Here is a 5,453-nt window from a genome sequence, read left to right as displayed (position 1 = left end):
CTTGGTGGTGATGGTGTGTGCGTGTTCTTTGAGAACTCAACAGTGTGCCGATGAATGTCAGTGCCAAATTTTGGTACTCCACACCATTTGGTGTGGGTATTTGCTGGCTCTTTTCCTTCTTCCGTCGGAGAGGGGTCAGTGTTTGAAGCTAGTTTGAGTTTTTGAATGCTAGTGATTTGACTCGATGTCTATGACTGATTAGCGGCTTGCCGCGAATCTAGAGTCTTCAACGGAGAGTTTGATCCTGGCTCAGGACGAACGCTGGCGGCGTGCTTAACACATGCAAGTCGAGCGGTAAGGCCCTTCGGGGTACACGAGCGGCGAACGGGTGAGTAACACGTGGGTGATCTGCCCTGCACTTCGGGATAAGCCTGGGAAACTGGGTCTAATACCGGATATGACCAAAGGCTGCATGGCTTTTGGTGGAAAGGTTTACTGGTGCAGGATGGGCCCGCGGCCTATCAGCTTGTTGGTGGGGTAATGGCCTACCAAGGCGACGACGGGTAGCCGACCTGAGAGGGTGACCGGCCACACTGGGACTGAGACACGGCCCAGACTCCTACGGGAGGCAGCAGTGGGGAATATTGCACAATGGGCGAAAGCCTGATGCAGCGACGCCGCGTGAGGGATGAAGGCCTTCGGGTTGTAAACCTCTTTCAGCAGGGACGAAGCGAAAGTGACGGTACCTGCAGAAGAAGCACCGGCTAACTACGTGCCAGCAGCCGCGGTAATACGTAGGGTGCGAGCGTTGTCCGGAATTACTGGGCGTAAAGAGTTCGTAGGCGGTTTGTCACGTCGTCTGTGAAAACCCACCGCTCAACGGTGGGCCTGCAGGCGATACGGGCAGACTTGAGTACTGCAGGGGAGACTGGAATTCCTGGTGTAGCGGTGAAATGCGCAGATATCAGGAGGAACACCGGTGGCGAAGGCGGGTCTCTGGGCAGTAACTGACGCTGAGGAACGAAAGCGTGGGTAGCAAACAGGATTAGATACCCTGGTAGTCCACGCCGTAAACGGTGGGTACTAGATGTGGGTCCCTTCCACGGGATCTGTGTCGTAGCTAACGCATTAAGTACCCCGCCTGGGGAGTACGGCCGCAAGGCTAAAACTCAAAGGAATTGACGGGGGCCCGCACAAGCGGCGGAGCATGTGGATTAATTCGATGCAACGCGAAGAACCTTACCTGGGTTTGACATATACTGGAAAGCTGCAGAGATGTAGCCCCCCTTGTGGCCGGTATACAGGTGGTGCATGGCTGTCGTCAGCTCGTGTCGTGAGATGTTGGGTTAAGTCCCGCAACGAGCGCAACCCCTATCTTATGTTGCCAGCGCGTTATGGCGGGGACTCGTAAGAGACTGCCGGGGTCAACTCGGAGGAAGGTGGGGACGACGTCAAGTCATCATGCCCCTTATGTCCAGGGCTTCACACATGCTACAATGGCCAGTACAGAGGGCTGCGAGACCGTGAGGTGGAGCGAATCCCTTAAAGCTGGTCTCAGTTCGGATCGGGGTCTGCAACTCGACCCCGTGAAGTCGGAGTCGCTAGTAATCGCAGATCAGCAACGCTGCGGTGAATACGTTCCCGGGCCTTGTACACACCGCCCGTCACGTCATGAAAGTCGGTAACACCCGAAGCCGGTGGCCTAACCCTTGTGGAGGGAGCCGTCGAAGGTGGGATCGGCGATTGGGACGAAGTCGTAACAAGGTAGCCGTACCGGAAGGTGCGGCTGGATCACCTCCTTTCTAAGGAGCATTCTCCAGCAGACGTCCTCGAACAGTCGAGGTCGTGTCTGGCAGAGCCCGTTTAGTGAACACTGTTTCGCTGCGGGAGCTCATGGGTGGACGCTGACAAGCTTTTCCGCGTATCAGTTGGTCCCTTGTGGCCGGCCGGCGGTCAATATATCGGCATACTGTTGGGTCCTGAGAGAACACGCGAGTGTTTCTTCTCTAGGCAAGAACTTACAAGTGGGAGACCGCAGGTCATACCGTGAGGGGTGGGAACATCCTTTGGCTGGTGTCTGCACGAGGTTTTCTGGTTGTGTGTTGTTTGAGAACTGCACAGTGGACGCGAGCATCTTTGTTGTAAGTAATTAAGAGCGTACGGTGGATGCCTTGGCACCAGGAGCCGATGAAGGACGTAGTAGGCTGCGATAAGCCTCGGGGAGCTGTCAAACGAGCTGAGATCCGAGGGTCTCCGAATGGGGAAACCCAGCACGAGTGATGTCGTGTTACCCGCGCCTGAATATATAGGGCGTGTGGAGGGAACGTGGGGAAGTGAAACATCTCAGTACCCACAGGAAGAGAAAACAATAGTGATTCCGTGAGTAGTGGCGAGCGAAAGCGGAAGAGGCTAAACCATGTACATGTGATAGCCGGCAGGCGTTGTGTGCGTGGGGTTGTGGGGCCTTTCTTCTCATCACTGCCGTGATGGGCGAGAGTAAGAAACCGGGTTGTTAGTCGAAGTGGTCTGGAACGGCCTGTCGTAGAGGGTGAGAATCCCGTAGACGAAAACTTCCCGGCTCTCGTGAATGGTTCCCAAGTAGCAGCGGGCCCGTGAAATCTGCTGTGAATCTGTCGGGACCACCCGATAAGCCTGAATACTCCCTGGTGACCGATAGCGGACTAGTACCGTGAGGGAAAGGTGAAAAGTACCCCGGGAGGGGAGTGAAATAGTACCTGAAACCGTGCGCTTACAATCCGTCAAAGCCTTTGAGCAGCTTGCTGCTGGGGGTGATGGCGTGCCTTTTGAAGAATGAGCCTGCGAGTTAGTGGCATGTGGCGAGGTTAACCCGTGAGGGGCAGCCGTAGCGAAAGCGAGTCCGAATAGGGCGGTCCAGTCGCATGCTCTAGACCCGAAGCGGAGTGATCTACCCATGGCCAGGGTGAAGCGACGGTAAGACGTCGTGGAGGCCCGAACCCACTTAGGTTGAAAACTGAGGGGATGAGCTGTGGGTAGGGGTGAAAGGCCAATCAAACTCCGTGATAGCTGGTTCTCCCCGAAATGCATTTAGGTGCAGCGTCGCGTGTTTCTCACCGGAGGTAGAGCTACTGGATGGTCTAGGGGGCCCACAAGCTTACCGAAATCAGCCAAACTCCGAATGCCGGTGAGTGAGAGCGCGGCAGTGAGACTGCGGGCGATAAGGTTCGTAGTCGAGAGGGAAACAGCCCAGATCGCCAGCTAAGGTCCCTAAGCGTGTACTAAGTGGAAAAGGATGTGGGGTCGCGAAGACAACCAGGAGGTTGGCTTAGAAGCAGCCACCCTTGAAAGAGTGCGTAATAGCTCACTGGTCAAGTGATCCTGCGCCGACAATGTAGCGGGGCTCAAGTACACCACCGAAGCTGCGGCATTCATGCAATACACCTCCTTGTTCCTGCGGGGACTTGGGCAGTGGTATGGATGGGTAGGGGAGCGTCGTGCAGCCATGGAAGCGTCGGAGTGATCCAGGCGTGGAGGCTGCACGAGTGAGAATGCAGGCATGAGTAGCGAAAGAAGAGTGAGAAACTCTTCCGCCGAATGACCAAGGGTTCCTGGGCCAGGTTAATCCGCCCAGGGTGAGTCGGGACCTAAGGCGAGGCCGACAGGCGTAGTCGATGGACAACGGGTTGATATTCCCGTACCCGTGTAAACGCGCCCATGGTGAATCAGTGATACTAACCGCCCTGAAGCCGGCTAATGTTCCTTCGGGATCATGGTCGGGGGATGCGCGGGACCTGATCTGGTAGTAGCCAAGCGATGGGGTGACGCAGGAAGGTAGCTGAGCCAGTCAGTGGTAATACTGGTGTAAGCGTGTAGGGAGTGGCATAGGCAAATCCGTGCCACACATATCCTGAGACGTGATGCATAGCCGATTGAGGCGAATTCAGTGATCCTATGCTGCCGAGAAAAGCCTCTAGCGAGCTTTTACACGGCCCGTACCCCAAACCGACACAGGTGGTCAGGTAGAGAATACTAAGGCGATCGAGATAACTATGGTTAAGGAACTCGGCAAAATGCCCCCGTAACTTCGGGAGAAGGGGGGCCTCGTCTGGTGATCGGATTTACTCCGTGAGCTGGGTGGGGCCGCAGAGACCAGTGAGAAGCGACTGTTTACTAAAAACACAGGTCCGTGCGAAGTCGTAAGACGATGTATACGGACTGACGCCTGCCCGGTGCTGGAAGGTTAAGAGGACCGGTTAGCTTTTCGGAGCGAAGCTGAGAATTTAAGCCCCAGTAAACGGCGGTGGTAACTATAACCATCCTAAGGTAGCGAAATTCCTTGTCGGGTAAGTTCCGACCTGCACGAATGGCGTAACGACTTCTCAGCTGTCTCAACCATAGACTCGGCGAAATTGCATTACGAGTAAAGATGCTCGTTACGCGCGGCAGGACGAAAAGACCCCGGGACCTTCACTATAGCTTGGTATTGGTGTTCGGTTCGGTTTGTGTAGGATAGGTGGGAGACTGTGAAGCGGGCACGCCAGTGTTCGTGGAGTCATTGTTGAAATACCACTCTGATCGTATTGGACATCTAACCTCGGACCATGATCTGGTTCAGGGACAGTGCCTGGTGGGTAGTTTAACTGGGGCGGTTGCCTCCCAAAATGTAACGGAGGCGCCCAAAGGTTCCCTCAGCCTGGTTGGCAATCAGGTGTTGAGTGCAAGTGCACAAGGGAGCTTGACTGTGAGACTGACAGGTCGAGCAGGGACGAAAGTCGGGACTAGTGATCCGGCACCGGCAAGTGGAAGCGGTGTCGCTCAACGGATAAAAGGTACCCCGGGGATAACAGGCTGATCTTCCCCAAGAGTCCATATCGACGGGATGGTTTGGCACCTCGATGTCGGCTCGTCGCATCCTGGGGCTGGAGTAGGTCCCAAGGGTTGGGCTGTTCGCCCATTAAAGCGGCACGCGAGCTGGGTTTAGAACGTCGTGAGACAGTTCGGTCTCTATCCGCCGCGCGCGTTAGAAACTTGAGGAAGGCTGTCCCTAGTACGAGAGGACCGGGACGGACGAACCTCTGGTGTGCCAGTTGTTCCACCAGGAGCACCGCTGGTTAGCTACGTTCGGAAGGGATAACCGCTGAAAGCATCTAAGCGGGAAGCCTGTTCCAAGATGAGGTTTCTCACCCCCTTGAGGGGGTAAGGCCCCCGGCAGACCACCGGGTTGATAGGCCAGAACTGGAAGCACGGTAACGTGTGCAGGTGACTGGTACTAATAGGCCGAGGACTTACCACAAAGAAGCTACGCGTCCACTGTGCGGTATCTGAAACAACACACAGATACCATTCACCCCCAACATCACCCTTCGGGTTGATGATTCGGGCGGGGGAATTGAATGTGTGACAGTTTCATAGAGTTACGGCGGCCATAGCGGAGGGGAAACGCCCGGACCCATTCCGAACCCGGAAGCTAAGCCCTCCAGCGCCGATGGTACTGCACTCGACAGGGTGTGGGAGAGTAGGACACCGCCGAACAT

The 5,453-nt window shown here is 55.7% G+C and carries 3 rRNA genes; all 3 read left to right on the top strand.

The features are described 5' to 3' along the window. The first annotated feature begins 226 nt into the window (after nucleotides 1-226). The 3 genes from FCG67_RS24820 to rrf all read left to right on the top strand — a co-directional run bounded on the left by FCG67_RS24820 (nucleotide 227) and on the right by rrf (nucleotide 5,451). A 16S ribosomal RNA gene (locus FCG67_RS24820) occupies nucleotides 227-1,742 on the top strand. Nucleotides 1,743-2,079: 337 nt separating this feature from the next. After that, nucleotides 2,080-5,212, top strand: a 23S ribosomal RNA gene (locus FCG67_RS24815). 122 nt (nucleotides 5,213-5,334) lie between these two features. Next, nucleotides 5,335-5,451, top strand: a 5S ribosomal RNA gene (gene rrf, locus FCG67_RS24810). Together the 16S, 23S and 5S rRNA genes form the textbook arrangement of a ribosomal RNA operon. Nucleotides 5,452-5,453 lie beyond the last annotated feature (2 nt).

Origin of the sequence: Rhodococcus oryzae (assembly GCF_005049235.1) — a bacterium.
Classification (GTDB): Bacteria; Actinomycetota; Actinomycetes; order Mycobacteriales; family Mycobacteriaceae; genus Rhodococcus_G; species Rhodococcus_G oryzae.
The sequence above is the reverse complement of the archived record's forward strand: the minus strand, read 5'-3'. Positions and strand labels throughout refer to the sequence as shown.